Genomic DNA, 23324 nt, shown 5'->3' with positions numbered 1-23324 from the left:
CTAGCTGTGCCCGGGGGCGGTGAGCCCGTCGAGCACGATGGTCAGATACTGCTTGGCGAGGTTCTCGACCGTGACCGGGCCGCCCGGGCGATACCACCGGACCGCCACCCAGACGGTGTCGCGCAGGAATCGGTACGCCAGCTCCACGTCCAGCTCGGCGCGGAAGCTGCCGTCGGCGACGCCCGCCGTCAGCACCTGGTGCCAAAGCTCGCGGAACTCGCGGTTGTACTCCTCGATGTAGGCGAAGCGCTCGGAATCGCGGAGCCGCTTGGCCTCGGTCTGGTAGATGGCGACCGCGGAGTGGAAGCGGTCGAACGACTCGTAGGAGCTGAGGACCAGCGCCTCGAGCGTGTCCCGGGAGCCGAGCCCGGCGCCGACGATCTCCCGGTACCGGCCGAAGAGGTCGTCGAGGAAGCCGCGCAGGATCTCGTCCACCATGGATTCCTTGGAATCGAAGTGGTGGTAGAGGCTCCCGGAGAGGATGCCGGCGGAGTCGGCGATATCGCGGACGGTGGTGGCCCGCAACCCGCGCTCGGCGAAGAGTCCGGCGGCGAGCGCGAGCAGTTCGGCGCGCCGGTTCGGCTTCGCGGCATCGGGAGCGGTCACCCGGTTCATCATGCCCGCTGGCTACTGACCGAGACCACCTCGCCGGTCAGGTAGCTGGTGTAATCGCTGGCCAGCATGGCGATGGTGGCGGCGACCTCCCACGGCTCGGCGGCCCGGCCGAATGCCTCGCGCTCGGAGAGGCGGTCGAGCAGTTCGGGGGAGCTGGTCTTGTCGAGGAAGGCGTGTCTGGCGATGCTCGGTGAGACGGCGTTGATCCGCACGCCGAGTTCGGCGGCCTCCACCGCGCTGCACCGGGTGAGCGCCATGACGCCCGCCTTGGCCGCGGCGTAGTGCGCCTGGCCATACTGGGCGCGCCAGCCGAGCACGCTGGCATTGTTGACGATCACGCCGCCGTGCCCGGCCTCGCGGAAGTAGCGCAGCGCGGCGCGGGTGCAGCGGAAGGTGCCGTTCAGGGTGATGTCGAGGACGCGGTCCCACTGGGCGTCGTCCATGTCGACCACCGGGGTCTCGCCGCCGAGGCCGGCATTGTTGACCAGGATGTCGAGCCGGCCGAGTTCGGCCACGGCGCCGGTGATCAGCGCGTCGACCTGCTCGGTGCTCTGCACGTCGCAGACGACGGCGCCGATCGTGCGGTCCGGGAACTCATCGGCCAGCGCGGTTCTGGTCTCGCCGAGTCTGCGCTCGTGCCAGTCGGAGACCACGATGTCGGCGCCCTCGGAGAGCAGCCTGCGTGCGGTCGCCGAGCCGATCCCGGTGCCCGCGGCGGCGGTAACCACAGCTTTACGCCCGGTCAGCAGCCCGTGTCCGGCAACCGGTTCCGGCGCGACGGAGAGCGGCCGCGCGTTCCCGGCCGCTTCGTGCTCACGCGAGCCGGCGCCGTCGCTCACGGCCGAGCCTCGCGCGGAAGTCCGAGCACCCGCTCGGCGATGATGTTGCGCTGCACTTCGTTCGAACCTCCGTAGATCGTGTCGGCGCGGGTGAACAGGTACAGCCGCTGCCATTCGTCCAGGTCGTCGGCGGCGAGCAGCCCGGCCGGGCCGCGCACGGCCATGGCCAGCTCGCCGAGGGAACGGTGCCAGTTGGCCCACAGCAGTTTGCCCACCGACGCCTGCCCGCCCTCGTCGCCGCTCTCGCCCATGGTGCGCAGCGCGTGCGCGCGCAGCACCCGCAGCCCGACCCAGGCGTCATCGATCCGGGCCGCGATCCCCGGATCGGCGTCCGCCCCGGACCGCTGCGCCAGCTCCTCGATCGAGGCCAGCTCGCGCTCGAAACGGATCTGCTGCCCCAGCGTGGAGATGCCGCGCTCGACGGCGAGCGTGCCCATGGCCACCCGCCAGCCCTGCCCCGGCTCGCCGACCACCAGGTCGGCGGCGGTGCGGGCATTGTCGAAGAACACCTCGTTGAACTCCGACGAACCGGTGAGCTGGATGATCGGGCGCACCTCGATCCCCGGCTGGTCCATCGGGACGAGCAGGTAGGAGAGGCCCTTGTGCCTGCTCGAGCCCTTTTCGGTGCGGGCGATCACGAAGCACCAGTCGGCCACGTGCGCCAGCGAGGTCCAGATCTTCTGGCCGGTGATCGACCACTCGCCGCCGTCCAGCTGCGCGGCGGTGCTCACCGCGGCCAGGTCGGAGCCGGCGCCGGGCTCGGAGTAGCCCTGGCACCAGAGTTCGGTGACGTTCCTGACCCCGGGCAGGAAGCGCTGCTTCTGCTCCTCGGTGCCGAAGGCGAGCAGCGTCGGGCCGAGCAGCTCCTCCCCCACGTGCGAGACCCGCGCGGGCGCGTTCGCCTTCGCGTACTCCTCGTGGAAGATCACCTGCCTGCGCACGCTCGCGTCCCGGCCGCCGTACTGCTCCGGCCAGCCGAGGCAGGTCCAGCCCGCGGCGGCGAGATGCCGGTCCCAGGCGAGCCGCTCGTCGAAGGCCTCGTGCTCGCGGCCGGGGCCGCCGAGCCCGCGCAACCCGCTGAACTCGCCGGACAGATTGTCGGCGAGCCACTCGCGCACCTCGCGGGCGAAGGCGGCATCGCCGGAATCGGCCCCGCCGCTGCCCGCCGTGCCGGATTCTGAGGTCTGGATCGCACCCACGACGCTAGGGTAACCTACCAAGCACTTGCTTTGTAGCTTCGACGGTGAGGATATTCGTGAGCACCCCTGCTCAGACCATTCCGGCGGCGCTCAGGGCGGCCGCGGCCGAGTTCGGCGCCGCCCCCGCCATCGCCGACGGCTCGGTGCGGCTCGACTGGGACGACCTGCTCGCCGACGTGCGCCGGGTGGCGGGCGCCCTGATCGCCCGCGGGGTCCGGCCCGGCGATCGGGTCGCCATGTGGGCGCCGAACACCCACCACTGGGTGGCGGCCGCGCTCGGCGCGCAGTACGCAGGTGCCGCCCTGGTCCCGCTGAACACCAGGTACGTCGCGGCGGAGGCGGCGGACGTGCTGGAACGCGTGCACGCGGCCGCGCTCTTCGTCGCCGGTCCGTTCCTGGGCCGGGACCGGCTGGCCGAACTGCGCGCGGAGGCGCCGCAGCTCGAGATCCCCTCGATCGTGGTGATCCCGGTCGATGCCGACGCACCGCGCTCGACCGTCCGAACGCTGCACTGGGACGACCTCACCGAGCTCGCGGAGCAGACCCCGCAAACGGAGGTCGAGGCCCGTGCCGACGCCGTCGCACCGGACGACATCGCCGACATCCTCTTCACCTCCGGCACCACCGGCCGCAGCAAGGGCACGCTGGTGGCGCACCGGCAGGCGCTCGACGTGGTGCGCGGCTGGGTCGAGTGCGCGACCCTGCGCCGGGACGACAACTACCTGATCATCAGCCCGTTCTTCCACAACTTCGGCTACAAGGCGGGCATCCTCGCCTGCGTGCTGACCGGCGCGACCATCGTGCCGCAGGCCGTGTTCGACGTGCCGGCGGCGATGCGGCTGGTCAGCGCCGAGAAGATTTCGGTGCTCCCGGGCCCGCCGACCATCTACCAGACCATCCTGGACTTCCCGGACCGGTCGAGCTTCGACCTCGGCACGCTGCGGGTCGCGGTGACCGGCGCGGCCACCGTCCCGGTGGTGCTCATCGAGCGGATGCGCGACGAGCTGGCCTTCGAGGTGGTGCTCACCGCGTACGGCCTCTCCGAGGCGGCGGGGTTCGGCACCATGTGCCGCCCCGACGACGACCCGGCCACCATCTCCGGCACCTGCGGCCGCCCGATCGCCGGCTTCGAACTGCGGCTCGCCGATTCCGGCGAGGTGCTGCTGCGCGGCCCGAACGTCATGCTCGGCTACCTGGACGACCCGGACGCCACCGCCGAGGCGATCGACGCCGACGGCTGGCTGCACACCGGCGACATCGGGGTGCTGGACGAGCGCGGCTACCTGAAGATCACCGACCGGCTCAAGGACATGTACATCTGCGGCGGCTTCAATGTCTACCCGGCCGAGGTCGAGCAGGTGCTGGCCCGGCTGGACGGGGTCGCGGAGTCCGCGGTGGTCGGCGTGCCCGACCCGCGGATGGGCGAGGTCGGCAAGGCGTACGTGGTGCGCAAGGCAGGCGCGCGGCTCACCGCGGAGCAGGTGCTCTCGCACGCCACCGGCACGCTGGCCAACTTCAAGGTGCCCCGCTTCGTCGAGTTCCGCGACCAGCTGCCCTACAGCGCCGCAGGCAAGGTGCTGAAACGTCGTCTACGTGAGGAGATTTCGTGATGTCCGCTGAGGGTGTGCCCGACGAGGGCGAGGTGGTCACCTACGAGCGGCGCGGCCCGATCGCGGTCGTCACGATGAACCGGCCGGACTACCGCAACGCGCAGAACTCGGTGATGACCTACGCGCTCGACGCCGCCTTCCAGCGCGCGGTCGAGGACGCCGAGGTCACCGTGATCGTGCTGGCGGGCAACGGCAAGCACTTCAGCGCCGGGCACGACATCGGCACGCCGGGCCGGGACCATCACGTGCACTACGACAACAAGGCCGTGCTCTGGTGGGACCACGTCGACCGCAACGGCGGCGACCAGCGCTTCGCCCGCGAGTCCGAGGTCTACCTGGGCATGTGCAGGCGCTGGCGGGAGATCCCCAAGCCGATGATCGCGCAGGTGCAGGGCGCCTGCATCGCGGGCGGGCTCATGCTGGCCTGGGTCTGTGACCTCATCGTCGCCTCGGACGACGCCTTCTTCTCCGATCCGGTGGTGCGCATGGGCATTCCGGGCGTCGAGTACTTCGCGCACCCGTGGATGATCGGCCCGCGCGCCGCCAAGGAGTTCCTCTTCACCGGCGACCGCTTCGGTGCGGCGCAGGCCAAGGAGTGGGGCATGGTGAACCGGGTGGTTCCGCGCGCCGAGCTGGAGGCGGAGGTGACCGCGCTGGCCGAGAAGATCGCGCAGATGCCGCAGTTCGGGTTGGCGCTCACCAAGAAGGCGGTGAACCAGGCCGAGGATCTGATGGGCATGCGCACCGGCATGGACTCGGTCTTCGGGCTGCACCACTTCGCGCACGCGCACAATGCCGAGGTCGGGGCGGATTCGCTCGGCGGCATGAACGCCCGCTCCATGCGCGACACCGCGGCGCGTCCGGCGGGCGATTCCGCGCAGCGCGAGGGGACAGCCTGATGGATCTGGATCTCGACGAATCCGCGCGCGCCTTCCAGCAGGAGGTCAGGGACTTCCTCGCGGAGTCGGCACCGCGCACCCCGCTGCCGTCGATGGACACCGCGGAGGGCTTCGAGGCGCACCGCGAGTGGGAGCACACCCTCGCCGACGCCCGCTTCTCCGTGGTCTCCTGGCCGCACGAGCACGGCGGCCGCGACGCCTCGCTGCTGGAGTGGGTCCTCTTCGAGCAGGAGTACTACGCCGCGGGCGCACCGGGCCGGGTCGCGCAGAACGGCATCTTCCTGCTGGCCCCGACGCTCTTCGAGCACGGCACCCCCGAGCAGCTCGACCGCATCCTGCCCCGGATGGCCCGTGGCGACGACATCTGGGCGCAGGCCTGGTCGGAGCCGGAGGCAGGCAGCGACCTGGCCGGTATCCGCTCGACCGCCAAGCGCACCGACGGCGGCTGGCTGCTCAGCGGGCAGAAGACCTGGAGCTCCCGCGCCTCCTTCGCCGACCGTGCCTTCGGCCTCTTCCGCAGCGACCCGGCGGCCGAGCGGCACCGCGGACTGACCTACGTCATGTTCCCGCTCGACGCCGACGGCGTCTCGGTGCGGCCGATCCCGCAGCTGGACGGCGAGGCCGGGTTCGCGGAGATCTTCCTGGACGAGGTCTTCGTCCCGGACGCCGACGTGATCGGCCCGCCGCACGAGGGCTGGCGGGTCGCCATGAGCACCTCGAGCAACGAGCGCGGGCTCTCGCTGCGCAGCCCCGGCCGCTTCACCGCGACCGCCGAGCGGCTGCTCGAGCTGTGGCGCACCGCGGGCGACCGGGCGAACACCGCGCAGCGCGACGCCGTCGTCGACGCCTGGATCGGGGCAGAGGCGTACCGGCTGCACACCTTCGGCACGGTGACCAGGCTGGCCGACGGCGGCAAGCTCGGGGCCGAGTCCTCGATCACCAAGGTGTTCTGGTCCGAGCTGGACGTGGCCATGCACGAGACCGCGCTGGACGTCCTCGGCGGGGCCGCCGAGCAGGCGGGGCCGTGGACCGACGGCTACCTCTTCGCCATCTCCGGCCCGATCTACGCGGGCACCAACGAGATCCAGCGCAACATCATCGCCGAGCGGCTGCTCGGACTACCGAGAGGGAGCCGATGAGATTCGCGCTCAGCCCGGAGCAGACCGATTTCGGGGCCAGCGTGCGCAAACTCCTGGAGGCGGGCCGCACCCCGGCCGCCGTCCGGAGTTGGGCCGCGGGCGACACCGGGCCCGGGCTCGCGCTGGTCCGCGGCCTCGCCGACGCCGGCGTGCTCGGCCTCGCGATCACCGAGGAGCACGGTGGGCTCGGCGCCGAGCCGGTCGACCTGCTCGTCGCCTTCTCCGAGATCGGCCGGGCCGCCGCGCCCGGACCGCTGGTGGAGACGGCCGCCGCCATTCCCACGCTGCTCCAGGCGCTGCCGGATCCGGCAGCCGCGGGCGAGATCCTGCCCGGGCTGGCCGAGGGCGCGCTCGGCACCATCGCCTTCGGCGAACCGCTCGCGCTCGACGCCGACACCGCGGGCACCGTGCTCATCGCCGACGGACCGCGGCTGAGCCGCGCCACCGTCGGCGAGCCGGTGCGCTCGCTCGACCCTGCGCGCAGGCTCTTCCGGGTGCGGCCCGGCGAGGTGCTGGCCGAGGGCGAGGAGGTGCGCACCGCCATCGCCGCCGGGTTCGACCACGGCGCGCTCGCCGCCGCCGCGCTGCTGCTCGGCGCGGGTAAGGCGCTGCTCTACGCCACCACGGAGTACGCCAAGCAGCGCAAGCAGTTCGGTGCGCCGATCGGCAGCTTCCAGGCGGTCAAGCAGCAGCTCGCGGATGTGCTCATCGCGCTCGACCTGGCCGAGCCGCTGGTGCTGCGCGCCGCGCTCACCACCGCTGAGCCGACTCGCGCGCGCGACGTGTCCGCGGCGCTGCTGACCAGCGCGGATGCGGCCTACCTCGCCTCGCGGGTTGCGCTGCAGGTGCACGGTGCGATCGGTTACACCGCCGAGTACGACCTGTCGCTCTGGATCACCCGGGTCCGGGCGCTGCGGAGCGCCTGGGGCACCTCCGATTTCCATCGATCGCGGATCGCCGACTCCCTGCGAGGCACCGCGTGAACGACGACCTGCAGGAGTTCCGCAGCTCGGTGCGGGCCCTGCTCACCAAGCACGCCGGCTCCGCCGCGGTGCGCGCCGCGCTCGACACCGACCTCGGCTACGACGAGAAGCTCTGGCGCCTGCTCTGCGAGCAGATCGGCGTCGCCGCGCTCGCCATCCCCGAGGAGTACGGCGGAATCGGCGCCGGGCTCACCGAATCGCTGCTTGTCGTCGGCGAACTCGGCCGCACCCTGGCCGGGGTGCCGATGCTCGGCTCCGCCGTGCTCGGCGTGCAGGCGCTGCTGCTGGCGGGCGACGCCGACACCTGCGCCCGGCTGCTTCCCGAGGTCGCCGAAGGCACCCGCACGCTCGCCGTCAGCTGGGCCGATGCCCGCGGCTGGGATTCGCCCGGCGTCCGCGCCGACGGCGATGTCCTGCACGGCACCGCGCACTACGTCCTCGACGCCGCGGGCGTGGCCACCCACCTGGTGCTCACCGAATCCGGGCTGTACGAGGCCGAGCCGAGCGCCGTCCGGACCATCGCCACCATGGACCCGACCCGCCGGGTGAGCGAGGTCGAGTTCGACGGGGTCACCGGCCGCCGGATCGGCGCTGCCGACCCGGTCCGGCTGCGCGAGATCGCCTGGACCGCGCTCGCCGCCGAACAGGTCGGCGCGGCGACGCGCTGCCTGGAGAGCACCGTCGAGTACACCAGGTCGCGGGTGCAGTTCGGCCGCCCGATCGGCAGCTTCCAGGCGCTCAAGCACCGGATGGCCGATCTCTACGTGCTGGTCGAGTCGGCCGAATCCACCGTCCAGGCGGCCGTTGCCGCGCTGGTGGCGGGGGCGGAGAGCGCCGCGGAGGACGTCTGGGTGGCGCGCACGCACAGCACCGCCGCCTTCTCCACGGTGGCGGCCGAGTCCATCCAGCTGCACGGCGGCATCGCCATCACCTGGGAGCACGACGCGCACCTGTTCTTCAAGCGCGCGCACGCCGACGCACAGCTCTTCGGCACCGCGCGGCGCCCGGCCCGCACCGGGTGAGCGACCTCACCGCACACAGATAATTAGCTTATGTAACAATTATCTGTGTGCGGCCTGCCGCGTCCACACGGCGCCGCGATCAGCCGTCGACACGCGATGAGGTCTCCCGATGAGCAGCATTCCCGAACGCACCAGGCAGCCGAGGGCGGTCTACGCCGTCGCCTTCGCCAGCGTGATCGCCTTCATGGGCATCGGGCTGGTCGATCCCATCCTCAAGCCGATCGGCGAGCAGCTGCACGCCTCGCCATCCCAGGTCTCGCTGCTGTTCACCAGCTACATGCTGGTCACCGGGGTGGCCATGCTGGTCACCGGCGTCGTCTCCAGCCGGTTCGGGGCCAAGCGCACGCTGCTCGCCGGGCTCGCGGTGATCGTGGTCTTCGCGGCGCTGGCCGGAATGTCGGGCAGTGTGGCGCAGATCGTCGGGTTCCGGGCGGGCTGGGGGCTCGGCAACGCGCTCTTCATCGCCACCGCGCTCGCCACCATCGTCGGTGCGGCCAGCGGCGGGGTGGCGCGGGCGATCATCCTGTACGAGGCCGCGCTCGGGATCGGCATCGCCACCGGCCCGCTGGTCGGCGGGGTGCTCGGCGGAATCAGCTGGCGCGGGCCGTTCTTCGGCGTCTCGGTGCTCATGGCCGTCGCCTTCGTCGCCATCCTGGTCCTGCTGCCGGAGGGCCCGAAGCCCGAGCACCGCACCTCGATCACCGCCCCCTTCCGCGCGCTGCGCCACCGCGGCCTGCTGGTCGTCAGCCTGACCGCGCTGCTCTACAACTTCGGCTTCTTCACGCTGCTCGCCTACACCCCGTTCCCGCTGGACATGGGGACCTACGCGATCGGCTTCATCTTCTGCGGCTGGGGCATCCTGCTCGCCGTCTCCTCGGTCTTCCTCGCCCCCCGGCTGCAGCGCCGCTACGGCACCCTGCCGATGATGTGCGCCGCCATCGGCCTCTTCGCCGCCGACCTCGCCGTGATGGCGCTCTTCGCCGACTCCAAGCCGGTCCTCATCGCGGGCACCGTCATCGCCGGGCTCTTCCTCGGCGTGAACAACACCCTCATCACCGAGGCCGTCATGATCTCCGCCCCCGTCGAGCGCTCCACCGCGTCGGCCGCCTACAGCTTCGTCCGCTTCGCCGGCGGCGCGGCAGCCCCCTACCTGGCAGGCAAGCTCGGCGAGCACAACACCGCGCTCCCCTTCTGGCTCGGCGCCGCCCTCACCGCCGCCGCCGTCGGAGTCCTGTTCGCCGGGCGCGGCGCGCTCGCCCACATCGACGAGCACGAACCGGCGCCGCGCAGTGTGGAGGAGGCCCAGGCCATCACCGTCGGCGACTGACCCTGCTCATGCCGGAACCCGCATGTCGTGCAGGGCGGTGAACTGCAGGAGGCGGGTGGCGGCGGAGCGGGGGACCTCGGCGAGCAGGCCGTGCGATACCTCGGGAAAGACCTCGGTCTCGACGTTCGGGATCAAGGCGCGGGCGCGCTTGACGGCGGCGGCGGGGTCGTAGAGGACGGTGCCGCCGCCGCAGAGGACCAGGGTGGGGGTCGCGATGGCGGTGAGATCCGCGTCGGCGAGCACCCGGGCGTACGGCAGCGACATGCGGAAGCGGATCGCGGCGGCGGCGAGCGCGGTGTCCTCCGGGGTGGTCGGGACACCGGGCTGCAGCTTGGCGAGCAGTCGGCGGGTGCGGCCGGATGTCGGCCGGATGCCGGCGAGCACCATGCGGGCGAGCAGGGCAGTGCGCACCGGGACCAGCACCGACCCGGGTTCGATCAGCGTGAGGCTGGCGGGAATGGAGCTCTGCCCGGCGAGCATCCCGGCCAGCCTGCCGCCGTGCGAGAAGGCGACAAGGTGCGCGCGCGGCAACTCCAACCCGGTGAGCACCTCGCCGAGCCAGCGCGCCATCTCGGCGCCGTGCACGATCGGCTCGGTCTGCACGCTGCGGCCGGGGGTGCCGATGATGTCCGGCAGGTAGACGGTGCGGCGACGGGCGAGCCGCTCGATCACCGGGCTCCACATGAGGCTGTTGCCCTGGAAGCCGTGGACCAGCACCAGGGGTGTGCCGACCCCGTTTCCCGAGCTCCGGACGTAGGTGGGGCCGTACGAGGTCGGCACCTCGAGATCCCGCCACGGGATCGGATACAGTGCTTCGGCGGCCCCGTAGGCGGCGACGAACTTCTCCCGCGCCTTCGCGCTGCCGAAGTGCCCCGCTCTGATAGCCATCACCGCTCCTCACATATGGTGGTACCGTCGTATCATATCGGCTGCCTCGCCGTACCGTATGCCTTCCGGGGAAAGGTGGACGAATGCCTCGGCTCGCGGACCACGAACAGCGCCGGAAGCAGATCACCGACGCCACCCGAAGGGTGATCGCGCGGGACGGGCTGAGCGCGGCCACCTTCCAGTCCGTCGCGGCCGAGGCCGGGATCTCGGTGCGGCTGGTGCAGTACTACTTCGGCACCAAGCGCGAGTTCCTGACCGCCACCCACCAGGCGGTCGTGGTGGATGCCGGGGCACGGCTCGGCGCCGGGCTCACCGCGCTCGGCCCGGACGCGACCCCGCGCGACATCCTGCGCACCACCTTCGCCGAGCTGCTCCCGCTGGACGACACCCGCCGCGACGAGGTGCTGATCCTCGGCGCCTTCCAGGCCGCCCAGCTCGGCCGCGCCGAGGTCGAGAAGACCATCGGCAACGGCCCCGCCCGCTACCTGGTCGACGCCGCCGCCCAGCAGCTCGCGCGGCTGCGCAAGGGCACCGACGCGCGGATGGAGACGATCACGCTGGACGCCGAGCTCCTGGTCACCGCGGTCGGCGGGCTCGCCCAGGGCATGCTGAGCGGCTTCGCCACCCCCGAGCACGCCGAACTGCTGCTCGACCGCCTGCTCGACCGGCTCCTCCCGCCCTGACCCCGGAGTACCGTCGGCCCCATGAGCCTCCGCTCCGAGCCGAGCCCGAAACGCGTGCGCACCTACCTGGCCGGCCGCCGGGTGGCGGACACCGCCGCCCCGCTGCTGGTCTGGGAGATCCCGCACTACCCCGCCTACTACCTCCCGCTCGCCGACGTGGCGGCCGAGCTGGTCCGCACCGGCGCAACAGAGACGCACGACCTGCTCGGCACCGGCACCAGGTACGACGTCCTGCTCGACGGCGTGCGCGCGCCCGGCGCCGCGCTGCGCTGGAGCGCGGTCCCGGATCACGTCCGGCTGGAGTGGGCGGCGATGGACGAGTGGCTGGAGGAGGACGAGCCGGTCTACGTGCACCCGCGCGACCCGTACAAGCGGGTGGACATCCTGGCGAGCTCGAAGCACGTGCGGATCGAGCTGGACGGCACCCTGCTCGCCGAATCCCGCTCGCCGCGCATCCTCTTCGAGACCTCGCTCCCACCGCGGTACTACCTGCCGTTCGCGGATGTCCGGCTGGAGCTGCTCACCCCGAGCGCCACGCACACCAGCTGCCCGTACAAGGGCACCGCCGACTACTGGACGGTCACGGTGGACGGCACCGAGCACCGCGACATCGTCTGGGGCTACCGCACGCCGCTGCCGGAGAGCCAGAAGGTCGCCGGGCTGCTGTGCTTCTACAACGAGAAAGTGGACATCGTCATCGACGGCGTCCGGCAGGATCGGCCGCGGACCCCGTTCTCCTGAGAGGAATCCATGCGCCCACCCCTGGCCGAAACGCTCGATCTGGACCCGCACCCCGAGGGCGGCTGGTTCCGCGAAACCTACCGCAGCCCGGTGCGCTTCACCCCCGACGGCTACGACGGCGACCGCGCCGCGGCGACCGCCATCCTTTTCCTGCTCATGCCGGGCGAGCGCTCGGCGCCGCACACCGTGCGCTCGGACGAGCTGTGGTTCTGGCAGGGCGGGGGCGCGCTGACGCTGGAGATCGGCGGCACCGAGGTGGCGCTCGGCCCGGATCCCGCGGCCGGGCAGCAGCTGCAGGTGGTGGTTCCCGGTGGGGTGAGTCAGGCGGCAAAGCCCGCAGGCGACCAGCACGTGCTGGTCGCCTGCGTGGTCTCCCCCGGCTTCGACTTCGACGATTTCCGGCTGGACTGAGCCGCCGTCACTCCACCTCGAGCACACCCTCCTCGACAGCCCAGCGGATCGTCTTCGCCAGGCTCTCGCACCCCTCCGGCCGCCCCGGCCCGTAGCCGTCTTCGCTCAACCGCGCGAACATCGGGCACCGCTCCTGCGGCGGCTCGGTCCACTCGATCGAGGTCTGCCGCTCACTGGCCTTGCGCACCCGGACCTCGGTGCCGCAGGCCTGACACCGCAGCGGGGTCATGCCGTCCTCGAGATAGCGCCGCTTGTCCGCCACCGTCTGGGCCCGCACCTCGGCCTGCCGCTCCGGCCGGTCCGCGAAATCGGGGGCCTTGGCCCAGGTGGCGGCCATCAGACGCTCGCCTCCTGCGCCCCGGGCTCCTGCTGGCGGCGCAGGTTCTCCGCCACCTCGGCCTCCCAGTACTCGTTCGCCTTGGCGGTGTCCACCTCGAACTCGTAGCGCTGGGTCATCTTCTCGGTGACGTCGGCGAGGTCGACGTAGAACTGGTCGTACCAGCGGCGCAGCTGGTAGACCGGCCCGTCCTCCTCGCAGAGCAGCGGGTTCTCGACCTTGGACTTGTGCTTCCAGATCTCCACGTCCTGCAGGAAGCCGACGCTGATGCCCTCGCTCATCTTGGCCGCCAGCTTGTCCGCCGTGGCGCCCTCGACCCCCTCCGGCTTCTGCAGGGTGATCCCCCACTGGAGCATGAAGGAATCCTGCGACACCGGGTAGTGGCAGTTGATCAGGACGCTCTTGACCTCGTACCCGCTATAGATGTTGACCAGCGGATTGATCATGTACGAGGGGCCGAAGTACGACGCCTCGGACTTGAGCAGCGTGTCGCCGCCGTACTTCGACGCCATCCCGATGTCCGGCCTGCCCTTGGTCTCCAGGAACTGGGTGGCGATGTGCCCCTCGAAGACGTTCTTGAAGTAGGTCGGGAAGGCGTAGTGGATGTAGTAGAAGTGCGCCATGTCCACGACGTTGTCGATGATCTCGCGGCAGTTGGCGCCCTCGATCAGCATCGAGTTCCAGGTCCAGTCGGTCCAGCCGCTGTCCAGTTGCTCGGTGGTGTTGCCGTCCGCGTCGGTGTAGGGGCCGACGATGTGCGGAATGGTGACGTCGTCCGGCGGCGTGCTGCCCTCGTGGTCGTGCCAGACGAAGAGCTGACCGTTGCGCTCGAGGGTGGTCCACTTCCGGGTCCTGGCCAGCGGCGGCACGCGCCGCGCGTACGGGATCTCGGTGCACTTGCCCGTGGTCCCGGACCAGCGCCAATCGTGGAACGGGCAGGCGATGTCGTCGCCCTTGACCTCGCCCATGCTCAGGTCGCCGCCCATGTGCCTGCAGTAGGCGTCGAGCACGCGGAGCTCGTCACCGCCGTCCGCCCAGATCACGAGCTTGGTACCGAAGACGTGGACCGCGTGCGGCTTGCCGTCGCGGAAGTTCTTCGCCAGCCCGAGGCAGTGCCAGCCCCGCGCGTAGCGGGTCGGAACCGTGCCGACGTCGAGCTCCCGCACCTTACCGCCGCGGGTTGAGGTGTCTGCCATCGCGAATCCTCCTCCTTCTACTAGAACACGTTACAAAACTGTGGACCGCAGCGCCAGCGTCGACCCAGCTCTTCCCGCCTGCGCCCACCGGCAACCAGCACCCGCGTTCTGTTCTCGACATAAATAAGAACCTGTTCTAGTCTCAGGGGTAATGAGTACCGGTTACCGATCGACCAGGCAGGAGCAGGTCCGGACATGACGCAGGAAGTGACCGAACGGGTCGAAGCACTGTTGCCGACGCTGCGCGAGCGCGCGCAGGAGGCCGAGGATCTGCGCCGCATTCCGGACGAGTCCGTGAAGGCGCTGCAGGAGACCGGCTTCTTCCGGCTGCTACAGCCGACGCAGTGGGGCGGCCACGCGGCCGACCCGGTCGTCTTCTACGACACCGTGCGCAAGATCGCCAGCGCGTGCGGCTCCACCGGCTGGGTGTCGGGGATCATCGGCGTGCACAACTGGCACCTGGCGCTCTTCGACCAGCGGGCCCAGGAGGACGTCTGGGGCGAGGACACCGAGGTCAGGATCTCCTCCTCGTACGCCCCGATGGGTGTCGGCACCGTCACCGACGGCGGCTACATCGTGCGCGGCAGCTGGGCCTGGTCGTCCGGCTCGGACCACGCAAGCTGGGCGGTGCTCGGCGGCCCCGTGATCAAGGACGGCAAGCCGGTCGACTTCGGCTCCTTCCTGATCCCGCGCGACGACTACCGCATCGACGACGTCTGGAACGTGGTCGGGCTGCGCGGCACCGGCTCGAACACCGTCGTGGTGGAGGATGTCTTCGTACCGCGGCACCGCTTCCTCAGCTTCCGCGCGATGAGCGAGCTGACCGCGCCCGGCCTCGAGCAGAACACCGACCCGGTCTACCGGATGCCGTGGGGCACCGTGCACCCCACCACCATCTCCGCGCCGATCGTCGGCATGGCCTACGGCGCCTACGAGGCGCACATCGAGCACCAGGGCAAGCGGGTGCGCGCCGCCTACGCGGGCGAGAAGGCCAAGGAGGATCCGTTCGCCAAGGTGCGGGTCGCCGAGGCGGCCAGCGACATCGACGCCGCCTGGCGCCAGCTCTCCGGCAATGTCGCCGACGAGTACGCGATCCTGAAGGCGGGCGGGGAGATCCCGTTCGACCTGCGCGTCCGAGCTCGCCGCGACCAGGTGCGCGCCACCGGCCGCGCCATCGCCTCGATCGACCGGCTCTTCGAGAGCGCGGGCGCCACCGCGCTGTCGAACGGCACGCCGCTGCAGCGCTTCTGGCGCGACGCGCACGCGGGCCGGGTGCACGCGGCGAACGATCCGGAGCGCGCTTACCAGATGTTCGGCACGCACGAGTTCGGGCTGCCGATCAACGACGCCATGGTGTAGGGGGAAAGAACACGTGACCTCGACGGCGGAACTCACCTACGAGTCCACCTCCCGGTACGCGCAGGTGCGGCCGGACCTGAAACTGCACTACCACGAGGCGGGGGTGGGCAACGGCCCGACCATCGTGCTGCTGCACGGCGGCGGCCCCGGCGCCTCCTCGTGGTCCAACTTCGCGCGCAACATCCCGGTGCTGGCGCGCGAGTTCCACGTGCTGGCGGTGGATCAGCCCGGCTTCGGCAAGTCCGACAAGCCGACCGAGCACCCGCAGTACTTCGTGCACAGCTCGGCCGCGCTGAAGGACCTGCTCGACCACCTCGGCGTCACCGATCGCGTGCACCTGCTCGGCAACTCGCTGGGCGGCGGCGCCGCGGTGCGGTTCGCGCTGGACTACCCCGAGCGGGCGGGCAAGCTCATCCTCATGGGCCCCGGCGGGCTGAGCACCAACCTCTTCGCCGCCGACCCCACCGAGGGCGTCAAGCTGCTCGGCAAGTTCAACTACCAGCCGACCAGGGAAAACCTGGAGGCGTTCCTCCGGATCATGGTCTTCGACCAGAAGCTGATCACCCCCGAGCTGATCGAGGAGCGCTTCGCCTCGGCGAGCGAGCCGGAGTCGCTGGCCGCCACCCGCGCGATGGGCAAGTCCTTCGCCGGCGCGGACTTCGAGAAGGGCATGCTCTGGCGCGACGCCTACACGCTGCGCCAGCCGGTGCTGCTGATCTGGGGCCGCGAGGACCGGGTGAACCCGCTGGACGGCGCGCTGGTCGCGCTGAAGTCCATCCCGCGGGCGCAGCTGCACGTCTTCGGCGGCTGCGGGCACTGGGCGCAGCTGGAGAAGTTCCACGAGTTCAACCGGCTGGCGATCGACTTCCTGGCCGGCGTTAAGGAGAAGTGATGGGCATCCGCTCCCTCGGCTACCTCCGCATCGAGGCCACCGATGTCGCCGCCTGGCGCGAGTACGGGCTCAAGGTGCTCGGCATGGTGGAGGGAAAGGGCACCGACCCGAACTCGCTCTACCTGCGCATGGACGAGTTCCCCGCCCGCCTGGTGATCGTGCCCGGCGAGCAGGACCGGCTGCAGGTCTCCGGCTGGGAGACCGCGAACGCCGAGGAGCTGCAGGACATCCGCGCCCGGCTGGACGCCGCGGGCGTGCCCTACAAGGAGGGCACCGCCGCCGAGCTGGCCGACCGCAAGGTCTACGAGCTGATCCGGTTCGAGGATCCGAGCGGCAGCGTGCTCGAGGCGTTCCACGGGGTCGCGCTGGAGCACCGCAGGCTGGCCAGCCCGTACGGGCACCGCTTCGTCACCGAGGAGCAGGGGCTCGGGCACGTCGTGCTCAGCACCTCCGACGACAAGGCGGCGCTGGAGTTCTACCGCGACGTCCTCGGCTTCCGGCTGCGCGATTCCATGCGGCTCCCCCCGCAGATGGTCGGCCGCCCCGCCGATGGCGAACCCGCCTGGCTGCGCTTCCTCGGCTGCAACCCAAGGCACCACTCGCTCGCCTTCCTGCCGCAGCCGACCCCGAGCGGCATCGTGCACCTCATGCTCGAGGTGGAGAACGCCGACGACGTCGGGCTCGCGCTCGACCGCGCGCTGCGCAAGAAGGTCAAGATGTCGGCCACGCTCGGGCGGCACGTCAACGACAAGATGCTGTCCTTCTACATGAAGACACCGGGCGGCTTCGACATCGAATTCGGCTGCGAGGGGCTGGAAGTCGAGGACACCGACTGGATCGCGCGGGAATCCACCGCCGTCAGCCTGTGGGGGCACGACTTCACCGTCGGATTCCGCGAGCAATGAGCGAGTATCCGGAGATCGACGGCAGGGCGTTCCGGAACGTCCTCGGGCAGTTCTGCACCGGCATCACCGTGATCACCACCTTCGGTGCGGACGAGGCCCCGATCGGCTTCGCCTGCCAGTCCTTCGCCGCGCTCTCCCTCGACCCGCCGCTCGTTCTGTTCTGCCCGGGCAAGTCGTCCCGCTCGTGGGCGGCGATCGAGGAGCGCGGCCGGTTCGCGGTGAACGTGCTCGCCGAGGAGCAGCGGGAGCTCTGCGCCCGCTTCGGCTCCCGTGAACCGGACAAGTTCGCGGGGGCCGCATGGCACCGTTCCGCTCTGGAACTGCCCGTTCTGGACGATGCGCTCGCGACCATCGAGTGCTCGGTGGATCGGGTGGTCGACGGTGGGGATCACTGGATCGTGATCGGGCGGGTGCTCTCGCTCGCCGAGGTGGGCGAGTCGGGGCGGCCGTTGCTGTTCTACCGGGGGCAATACAGCGCTATCGAGCCGGACAAGACGGTACCCGCGCCCTGGCGCGCGGATCTCGAGCACTTCCTCACCACCACGACACTGGATACGTGGTTGTAGGGGCGGTTATCTGTCGCGGATCAGCTCGGCGAAGGCGGAGAGCTCGTCGAGCTGGGCGTTCAGGGGGCCGAGGGAGGCGTTGACCACGATGCGGTCGACGCCTTCCGCCGTGAGGGCGGCTATTCGCTCGGGGGTGAGGTCGGTGGAGCCCCAGCGGGTGTATTCGAGACGCGCGGGGTCGCGGCCGGCGGCGGTGGCTTCGGATCGGGCGAGGGTGAGCTGGCGGGCGCGTTCGCCGGGGGTGAGTGTGCCGCCGGCGAAGTAGCCGTTCCCGCGGCGGCCCGCGCGGCGGGCGGCGGCCGGGCTGGAGCCGCCGATGTGGATGGGGAACTCCGCTGTGGACGGCTTGGGATAGACGCACACCTCGGCGAAATCGAAGAACTCACCATGGAATTCGACGCCATCGGGACCGCCGGACCAGAGCAGGCGCAGCACGTCGAGCGCCTCGTCGGCGCGCCGGCCGCGGGTCGCGTAGTCGACGCCGAGCGCCGCCGCCTCGCCCGGCAGCCCGCCGACGCCGACGGTCAGCAGCCGCAGCCTGCCCTTGGAAAGCAGGTCGAGGGTGGCGAGGCGCTTGGCCAGCAGGATCGGGTGGCGGTACGGGAGCAGCAGGACACCGGTGCCGAGGAGCAGGCGGTCGGTGTGCGCGGCGACGAAGGTCAGGCAGTCGATGGGGTCCGGGAAGGGGAGGGTCGTCGGCACCTCGTTGCCGCCGATCCGGGCGCCGGGGTAGAGCGCGACGTGGTCCGGGATGTAGATGGCCTCGAAGCCGCATGCCTCGACGTGGCGGGCGAAGGTGACCAGGGTGTCCGGGTCGGCGCCGTGCGTCGGCGTCGGGTAACTGACCGAGAACTTCATTCTCGCCACGGTAGTTCGTCGGGGAAAGTGCTCAGTGGATGAGCGCTTATCTCGGGATCATGGGACGCATGGAGATCATCGAGTGCGCGGACGCCGCCGAGTGGGACCGCTGGCTGGTGGCGAATCACGAGCGGGCGGGCGAGGTGTGGGTGCGAATCGCGAAGAAGGGGGCGGCGCGGGCGAGCGTGACGCTCACCGAGGCGCTGGACGGCGCGCTGTGCGTCGGCTGGATCGACAGCCATCGGCAGGGTGTCGACGCCGAGCACTACCTGCAGCGCTACTCGCCGCGCCGGGTGCGCAGCCCGTGGTCGGCGGTGAACGTGGCGAAGGCGGAGGCGTTGATCGCGGCCGGGAAGATGCGGGCCTCCGGGCTCGCGGCGGTCGAGGCGGCGCGGGCGGACGGGCGCTGGGCGGCGGCGTATCCCCCGCAGCGGAGTGCTGAGACGCATCCGGATCTGGTCGCCGCGCTCGCCGCCGATCCGGCTGCCAGGGTGCGATTCGACGCACTGGGGCGCAGTGCGCGCTATGGCTTCTCCCTGCGGGTGACCAAGGCGCGAACCGACGCCGGGCGGGCGACTCAGGTGCGGAGGGTGCTGGCGGAATTACGGTCTTGACCTGCAACTTTCCGAGAGAGGTACAGCTATGAGAAGTGTGCTTCGCTCACGAGTGCGTCCGATCCCGCCGGGTCGCGAGCCACTGCGCGAAGGTCTGAGTGCCGCGATCCGCATCGCCACGCGCCAGGAGGGCGCCGGCGCGGAAGGCTCGGCCCGCCTTACCCGGCAGCGGGAAGCGGAGCACCCGGCCGCCGCGACCGGTGGCGGCCCCGTAGCGCCGGATCATGTCGTCCAGCTCCAGATTCTCCGGCCCACCGAGGTCGCGAACCCGCCCCCGAGGTTCACCCACGGCAAGATCGACCAGCCGTTCCGCGACTTCGCGCGCCGCGACCGGATTCACCCGCATGGCGGGAACCAGCGTCAGCGGGCCGACCCGCACCCCACCCTGCGGCTGCCCGGCGAACTCGTGGAACTGGGTCGCACGCAGCAACGTCCACGGCACCGGTCCACGCTCGACGGCGCGCTCCTGCGCCATCTTCCCGGTGTAGTAGCCGAACGGCACCGCATCGCTCCCGACGATCCCGAGCAGCACATGGTGCCGCACCCCCGCCGCCCGCTCCGCTCGGTGCAGGTTCGCGGTGACCTGCTCGAAGAACTCCGTCGCCTCCCCGGTCGAGCGCGTGACCAGCGAGGTCAGATCGACCACCGCATCGACTCCGCTCAGGTCGAGCCCCGCACCGGTGCGCAGGTCCACCCCGGTCGACCGAGCCAGCACAACCGCCTCGTGCCCGCGCTCGCGCAGCACCTCCACCACCGGCTTCCCCACGGTCCCGGTCCCGCCCGCCACCGCAATCCTCATCGTCACTCCTTCGCTCGTCGGTTACCGGGTAGACCGGGTAGGTCGGGAGAAGCTGACAAGGAACCCGTGAGACGTCAGTCACTCAATGGCTACCCAGGTCGATAGTCAGAATCTTGACGACCGCGTGCGGATCGCCGTCCGCACCTTCTCGCGTGTCACCGCAGTATTGGTAGTCGATCCGCCCGGCACCACTGATCTCGTAGTGGATGGTGCGCGAGTAGCCGGCCCACTTGGGACCGTGATGTTTGCCGCGCAGCATCGTCGAGCTGCCCACCGACGGTGGTCGGCCGGGCGTGGCGGTTACGTGATCCCAGAACTGACACGCCGCGGTCAGGCCGACGCGGTCGGCGAGTTCGTTCCACACGTGCACGTACTGCCGGTGCACGAGCACCCGTTAGCTGGGCTTCTCCCGCGGCTTGCCGCCGGGTGACCGGGCGGCGACGAACGGACGGTAGGCGCCGGGTTGCGGATCACCCTCAGTCATCATCGCCCGGACGCGGAGCCTCGACTTCGCTGAACTCGAGTTCGCCCGCCGGGGCGGTGTGGATGGCTCGGCGCGCGGGATCACGCATGACCGATGCGGTGGTCGCCCATGCGTGCAGCACCTCGCGCAGTGGCGCCGGATCCTCCGATGCGACGGTGAGCGCGACCGCGTTCCTGATCTCGGACAGTGCTTCGGCCCGGTCGTCGGCATCGAACTCCGCCAGCCAAGCCAGCCCGCCCAGTTCGACCGGCGTCGGCTTGTCGGTTCGCGCGAGCACGGCTTCGACGGCGAACAGCAGCGTCGCCACCGAGGCCGCCTCCCGCAGCGCCGCCACCCGGCGAGCCGCGAGCATGACCAGGACCGAGCCATCGGTATCCCGCAGCGAAGCCGAGTCCTGCTTGGCTTCATCGAGGAATTCGCGGCGTCGTGCTCCCGCTAGATCACTGACCTGGAACATCGTCATGCCATGATTCTAGCAAAATCATGGCAGATGCCGGACGGTAGCGCATACCGGCTGCGCCCGACCGGCAACTCCCCGTGACTCCGCGTGGGTGGCGCTACTAGAAGCGCAGCCGGACAGTACCGAGTCCGGCGAACTCGGCAAGGAAGTCGTCCCCGGACCGGGCATCGATGGCCCGCGTGCAGGAGCCGGGCAGCACGATGTCCCCCGCCTTCAACCGCACTCCGAAGCTCGCCACCTTCCGCGCCAGCCACGCCACCGCGATCACCGGGTCACCGAGCACCGCATCGCTGCGCCCCTCCGCGACCAGCTCGCCATTGCGAGTGAGCACGGCATCGATGCTCTTTACATCGATCTCGCCGGGCGCCACCCGCTCCGGCCCGAGCACGAACCCGGCGGACGACGCATTGTCCGAAATCGTGTCGCAGAGCCCGATCTTCCAGTCCCTGATCCGCGAGTCGATCAGCTCGATCGCGGGGGCGAAGGCGGTGGTCGCGGCCAGCACGTCGGCTTCGGTGCACTCCTCCCCGGGCAGGTCGGCGCCGAGCACGAAGCCGACCTCCACCTCGACCCGCGGGAAGAGGTAGTTCGCGGCGGGCACCGGCCGGTCCTCGAAAACCTCCATCTCGGCGAGCAGGTGGCCGTAGTCCGGCTCATCGACGCCCATCATCTGCTGCATGGCCTTCGAGGAGAGCCCGACCTTGTGCCCGACCACCTTCGCGCCGTTCGACACCCGGTGCCTGATGTTCAGCAGCTGGATCTCGTAGGCGTCGACCACGTCGATATCCGGGTGCCTGGCCACCAGCGGGTCGATCGCGACCCGTTCGCGCTCGGCGACGGCGAGTTCGTCGGCCAGCTCGATGCGTACCGCCTCGGAGAGCACCTATCGGATTCCTTCCACTATGTCCGCCCCGGCCACCGCCCGACCGGCGCGCCGCCCGGAGAAGACGCAGTCGGCGAGCGAGAGCCCGCTCACGTAGGAGCGCGAGCAGATGCCGACGGCGGTGCGGCCCGCGGCGTAGAGGCCGGGGATGTCGGCGCCGTCGCGGTCGCGCACGGCCCCGGTCTCCTCGTTCACCACGACGCCGCCGAGCGTGAGCATCGGGCAGGGGTTGGTCAGGCTGGGTTTGATACCCACATCGAACAGCCAGAACGGGCCGGTGGCGCAGTTTTCGCGGAATTCGGCCGGCTTGCCGACGGGGTCGGGCGTGCCGTTCGCGATGGCGGCGTTGTGCGCCTCGACGGTGGCGCGCAGCCCGGCCGGGTCGATACCCGCCTTCCTGGCCGCCTGCTCGATGGTCGGGGCCTTGACGGCCCGGCGGCGCACCGGTTCGAACTGGGCGCGCTGGAACCAGGCGCCCTCCCGGTGGATCTGCCCGAAGGCACGCCGGGCGACCGCGTCGTCGGCCAGCAGCCAGCCGAGGCCGCCGTGCTCGCGGACCAATTTGCCGCCGACGGCCGCGCCGTAGCGGGTCTCATCGATGACGCGGGTGCCCGCCGCGTCGACCAGCAATGCCCCCGCGAACGCGCTGGGCGGGAGCAGGAAGCGCCAGGCGGAGATGTTGTCCATGTGCGCGGTGACGGCACCCGCCCGCTGCGCCATCCGAATACCGCTGCCGTCGTCGCCGGTGGTGCCGAGCGCGAGGCCGTGCCGGAATTCGGGGCCGTGCTCGAGCACCATCTCCCGGTTCGCGATGAAGCCGCCCGCGCTGACGATCACGCCGCGCCTGGCGAGCACCCTCGTGGTGACGCCGTAGCGCTGCTCGAGCCGCGCCATGCGCTGCTCCATCGCCTTGCGCAGCGGCGGGTAGTAGATGCCGGGCTTGGCCGCGAGCGCCGCCATCCGCGCGAACTGGTCGCGCACGCGGCGGGGTGCGCTGTTCATGGTCACGCACTCGACGCCGATCACCGCGCCGGTGTCATCGGTGAGCAGGGTCGTCGCGCGGGTGCAGGTCTCGAGCTGGATCCCGGCCCTGCGCATCGAGGCGAGCAGCCCGGTGGCGAACTTCTTCCCGGAGACCCCGCGCCCCTTCACCCGGTGCCCGCGCTGCGCGGGCGGGATGTCGGCGAAGGCGCCGGAGAGCTCGCTGCCGGAGTGGTAGAGGTACCAGTCGTCGTTCGGGTAGGAGGTCTTGTAGGGGCAGAGCGCGGGATCGAAGGGGACGCCGTGCTCGATCAGCCAGTCGATCAGCGCGGGGCTCTCGTCGACGAATCGGCGCAGCGTCTCCGGGGCGACCGCGTCGCCGACCTCGCGCTGGAGATACGCCAGCATCCACGCCGGATCGTCGGTGACCCCGGCCGCACGCTGGATGCTGGTGCCGCCGCCCGCGTAGACGATCCCGCCGGAGAGCGCCGCTGCCCCGCCGCCGGCGAACCGGTCGAGCGCGAGCACCTGCGCCCCCGCTGCCGCCGCCTCCAGCGCGGCGGCGGCGCCCGCGGCCCCGGCACCGATCACGACGACGTCGGCACTGCTATCCCAGACCATTCACACTCCGAAC

Annotated in this window: 26 protein-coding genes; 14 read left to right on the top strand and 12 right to left on the bottom strand. The window is 70.9% G+C overall.

The window, feature by feature from the left end; all coding sequences use genetic code 11:
- The 3 genes from LTT61_RS20775 to LTT61_RS20765 are packed head-to-tail and all read right to left on the bottom strand — an operon-like array spanning position 1 to position 2653.
- A complete protein-coding gene (locus LTT61_RS20775; RefSeq protein WP_233021118.1) occupies positions 1-615 on the bottom strand; it encodes a TetR/AcrR family transcriptional regulator in 615 nt (204 codons plus the stop codon).
- Positions 615-1454 (bottom strand): SDR family oxidoreductase, encoded by an 840-nt coding sequence (locus LTT61_RS20770; RefSeq protein WP_233015739.1) that lies wholly within the window; start codon positions 1452-1454, stop codon positions 615-617. Before LTT61_RS20770 ends, LTT61_RS20775 begins: the two co-directional genes overlap by 1 nt.
- On the bottom strand, positions 1451-2653 hold the full coding sequence (locus tag LTT61_RS20765) for an acyl-CoA dehydrogenase family protein (protein WP_233015738.1): 1203 nt from the start codon (positions 2651-2653) through the stop codon (positions 1451-1453). The genes LTT61_RS20770 and LTT61_RS20765 overlap by 4 nt, the downstream gene beginning before the upstream one ends.
- Before the next feature lie 56 nt (positions 2654-2709).
- Between LTT61_RS20765 and LTT61_RS20760 the strand changes: the two genes are divergently transcribed.
- The 6 genes from LTT61_RS20760 to LTT61_RS20735 all read left to right on the top strand — a co-directional run bounded on the left by LTT61_RS20760 (position 2710) and on the right by LTT61_RS20735 (position 9633).
- A complete protein-coding gene (locus LTT61_RS20760; protein WP_269821772.1) occupies positions 2710-4263 on the top strand; it encodes a FadD3 family acyl-CoA ligase in 1554 nt (517 codons plus the stop codon).
- Positions 4263-5162 (top strand): enoyl-CoA hydratase, encoded by a 900-nt coding sequence (locus LTT61_RS20755; RefSeq protein WP_233015737.1) that lies wholly within the window; start codon positions 4263-4265, stop codon positions 5160-5162. The genes LTT61_RS20760 and LTT61_RS20755 overlap by 1 nt, the downstream gene beginning before the upstream one ends.
- Positions 5162-6301: an acyl-CoA dehydrogenase family protein gene (locus LTT61_RS20750; protein ID WP_233015736.1), complete on the top strand. Its 1140-nt coding sequence runs from the start codon at positions 5162-5164 to the stop codon at positions 6299-6301. The genes LTT61_RS20755 and LTT61_RS20750 overlap by 1 nt, the downstream gene beginning before the upstream one ends.
- The gene (locus LTT61_RS20745; protein WP_233015735.1) at positions 6298-7284 is read left to right on the top strand and encodes an acyl-CoA dehydrogenase family protein; all 987 of its coding nucleotides are present in this window, start codon (positions 6298-6300) and stop codon (positions 7282-7284) included. Before LTT61_RS20750 ends, LTT61_RS20745 begins: the two co-directional genes overlap by 4 nt.
- Positions 7281-8306, top strand: a complete 1026-nt coding sequence (locus LTT61_RS20740; RefSeq protein ID WP_233015734.1) for an acyl-CoA dehydrogenase family protein — start codon at positions 7281-7283, stop codon at positions 8304-8306. Before LTT61_RS20745 ends, LTT61_RS20740 begins: the two co-directional genes overlap by 4 nt.
- A 109-nt stretch (positions 8307-8415) precedes the next feature.
- Entirely contained in the window at positions 8416-9633 is a 1218-nt protein-coding gene (locus LTT61_RS20735; RefSeq protein ID WP_233015733.1) for an MFS transporter, read from the top strand.
- Between the two features lie 6 nt (positions 9634-9639).
- On the opposite strand, the gene LTT61_RS20730 is transcribed toward LTT61_RS20735, so the two are convergent.
- Positions 9640-10521: an alpha/beta fold hydrolase gene (locus LTT61_RS20730; RefSeq protein WP_233015732.1), complete on the bottom strand. Its 882-nt coding sequence runs from the start codon at positions 10519-10521 to the stop codon at positions 9640-9642.
- An 83-nt stretch (positions 10522-10604) separates the two neighbouring features.
- On the opposite strand from LTT61_RS20730, the gene LTT61_RS20725 reads away from it, so the two are divergent.
- From LTT61_RS20725 to LTT61_RS20715, 3 genes are read left to right on the top strand one after another with little or no spacing between them, the layout of a single operon-like run.
- Positions 10605-11204: a TetR/AcrR family transcriptional regulator gene (locus LTT61_RS20725; RefSeq protein ID WP_233015731.1), complete on the top strand. Its 600-nt coding sequence runs from the start codon at positions 10605-10607 to the stop codon at positions 11202-11204.
- A 21-nt stretch (positions 11205-11225) separates the two neighbouring features.
- Complete coding sequence (locus tag LTT61_RS20720) at positions 11226-11945, top strand: DUF427 domain-containing protein (protein WP_233015730.1); 720 nt, start codon at positions 11226-11228, stop codon at positions 11943-11945.
- 9 nt (positions 11946-11954) lie between these two features.
- Positions 11955-12356 carry a cupin domain-containing protein gene (locus tag LTT61_RS20715; protein ID WP_233015729.1) on the top strand — a complete coding sequence of 134 codons (402 nt, stop codon included), beginning with the start codon at positions 11955-11957 and terminating at the stop codon, positions 12354-12356.
- Between the two features lie 7 nt (positions 12357-12363).
- Here the strand turns inward: LTT61_RS20715 and LTT61_RS20710 are convergent, their stop codons facing one another.
- Both LTT61_RS20710 and LTT61_RS20705 read right to left on the bottom strand, forming a co-directional pair.
- On the bottom strand, positions 12364-12693 hold the full coding sequence (locus LTT61_RS20710) for a hypothetical protein (RefSeq protein ID WP_233015728.1): 330 nt from the start codon (positions 12691-12693) through the stop codon (positions 12364-12366).
- Positions 12693-13889, bottom strand: a complete 1197-nt coding sequence (locus LTT61_RS20705) for a Rieske 2Fe-2S domain-containing protein (protein ID WP_233015727.1) — start codon at positions 13887-13889, stop codon at positions 12693-12695. Before LTT61_RS20705 ends, LTT61_RS20710 begins: the two co-directional genes overlap by 1 nt.
- Before the next feature lie 195 nt (positions 13890-14084).
- Between LTT61_RS20705 and hsaA the strand changes: the two genes are divergently transcribed.
- From hsaA to hsaB, 4 genes are read left to right on the top strand one after another with little or no spacing between them, the layout of a single operon-like run.
- The gene (hsaA, locus tag LTT61_RS20700; protein ID WP_233015726.1) at positions 14085-15248 is read left to right on the top strand and encodes a 3-hydroxy-9,10-secoandrosta-1,3,5(10)-triene-9,17-dione monooxygenase oxygenase subunit; all 1164 of its coding nucleotides are present in this window, start codon (positions 14085-14087) and stop codon (positions 15246-15248) included.
- Between the two features lie 13 nt (positions 15249-15261).
- On the top strand, positions 15262-16140 hold the full coding sequence (gene hsaD, locus LTT61_RS20695) for a 4,5:9,10-diseco-3-hydroxy-5,9,17-trioxoandrosta-1(10),2-diene-4-oate hydrolase (protein ID WP_233015725.1): 879 nt from the start codon (positions 15262-15264) through the stop codon (positions 16138-16140).
- Positions 16140-17045 carry an iron-dependent extradiol dioxygenase HsaC gene (gene hsaC, locus LTT61_RS20690; protein WP_233015724.1) on the top strand — a complete coding sequence of 302 codons (906 nt, stop codon included), beginning with the start codon at positions 16140-16142 and terminating at the stop codon, positions 17043-17045. The genes hsaD and hsaC overlap by 1 nt, the downstream gene beginning before the upstream one ends.
- Entirely contained in the window at positions 17042-17611 is a 570-nt protein-coding gene (gene hsaB / locus LTT61_RS20685; RefSeq protein ID WP_233015723.1) for a 3-hydroxy-9,10-secoandrosta-1,3,5(10)-triene-9,17-dione monooxygenase reductase subunit, read from the top strand. The genes hsaC and hsaB overlap by 4 nt, the downstream gene beginning before the upstream one ends.
- Positions 17612-17617: 6 nt before the next feature.
- Here hsaB and LTT61_RS20680 read toward each other — a convergent pair whose 3' ends face one another.
- A complete protein-coding gene (locus LTT61_RS20680; RefSeq protein ID WP_233015722.1) occupies positions 17618-18469 on the bottom strand; it encodes a TIGR03619 family F420-dependent LLM class oxidoreductase in 852 nt (283 codons plus the stop codon).
- Positions 18470-18507: 38 nt separating this feature from the next.
- On the opposite strand from LTT61_RS20680, the gene LTT61_RS20675 reads away from it, so the two are divergent.
- Complete coding sequence (locus LTT61_RS20675) at positions 18508-19083, top strand: YdeI/OmpD-associated family protein (RefSeq protein ID WP_233015721.1); 576 nt, start codon at positions 18508-18510, stop codon at positions 19081-19083.
- Positions 19084-19129: 46 nt separating this feature from the next.
- Here the strand turns inward: LTT61_RS20675 and LTT61_RS20670 are convergent, their stop codons facing one another.
- The 5 genes from LTT61_RS20670 to LTT61_RS20650 form a co-directional block, all read right to left on the bottom strand.
- Positions 19130-19882, bottom strand: coding sequence for an SDR family oxidoreductase (locus LTT61_RS20670; RefSeq protein ID WP_233015720.1), 753 nt, complete (start codon positions 19880-19882; stop codon positions 19130-19132).
- Between the two features lie 82 nt (positions 19883-19964).
- Complete coding sequence (locus LTT61_RS20665) at positions 19965-20267, bottom strand: hypothetical protein (RefSeq protein WP_233015719.1); 303 nt, start codon at positions 20265-20267, stop codon at positions 19965-19967.
- Between the two features lie 91 nt (positions 20268-20358).
- Entirely contained in the window at positions 20359-20829 is a 471-nt protein-coding gene (locus LTT61_RS20660) for a hypothetical protein (RefSeq protein ID WP_233015718.1), read from the bottom strand.
- 97 nt (positions 20830-20926) lie between these two features.
- Positions 20927-21709, bottom strand: a complete 783-nt coding sequence (locus tag LTT61_RS20655; RefSeq protein ID WP_233015717.1) for a 2-keto-4-pentenoate hydratase — start codon at positions 21707-21709, stop codon at positions 20927-20929.
- Positions 21710-23311, bottom strand: coding sequence for an FAD-binding protein (locus LTT61_RS20650; protein ID WP_233015716.1), 1602 nt, complete (start codon positions 23309-23311; stop codon positions 21710-21712). It abuts the gene before it with no gap.
- Positions 23312-23324 lie beyond the last annotated feature (13 nt).

The sequence above is a fragment of the Nocardia asteroides genome, assembly GCF_021183625.1.
Classification (GTDB): Bacteria; Actinomycetota; Actinomycetes; order Mycobacteriales; family Mycobacteriaceae; genus Nocardia; species Nocardia asteroides_A.
This window is presented reverse-complemented; position numbering and strand designations above follow the sequence as displayed.